The sequence below is a fragment of the Mesorhizobium sp. M7A.F.Ca.CA.001.10.2.1 genome (assembly GCF_003998575.1).
GTDB lineage: Bacteria > Pseudomonadota > Alphaproteobacteria > Rhizobiales > Rhizobiaceae > Mesorhizobium.
The window spans coordinates 1-501 of sequence record NZ_RZQY01001326.1; the positions used below are offsets into that span (position 1 = coordinate 1).

At 60.3% G+C, this 501-nt stretch carries 1 protein-coding gene; it reads left to right on the forward strand.

What is annotated here, in order from left to right:
- Window positions 1–28 precede the first annotated feature (28 nt).
- Window positions 29–501: hypothetical protein (locus tag EN964_RS38040; protein ID WP_206528858.1), on the forward strand; the 473-nt coding region annotated here is incomplete at its 3' end.

A 501-nucleotide genomic window follows, 5' to 3' on the forward strand; every position in this document is an offset into this window, starting at 1 on the left:
CATCAAGAGTCAGTTCATTCTCTCCATGGTGGCTGCCGCGGCTCTGATCGGGCTGGTCGGTGGCGTCGCGATCTTTACGCAGAAAGTGGCGACCAAATCGTTGGGGTTGACCGAAGCGACCAACGTCGCGCGGGAATTGGCCGACACCATCGTCTTCAAATCATCCGACGGGACGCCTTCGCTGCTCGAGCGGCCCGAGGCGCTCAAGCAATTCATGTTGCACCAGCACCGCCGCCTGCACCGGGATTTCCTGGTCCTCGACAACAACAAGACCATCCTCGCCCATGCCGCAGACGAAGAGCACCAGGTCGGCGACAAATTCGGTCACGACCCCGGCAACGAAATCGGCCAGACCCTGGCGGACGGCATTCCGCGCAGATTTGTCGATCCGGAGGAAGTGAACGCCATACTGGCTGTTCCGATCGAAAATCCCGAGGGTACGATCATCGGCGCCGTGCTGCTGGAATATGACCCTGTTCTGCAGGCCGCCGAACAAAGCAC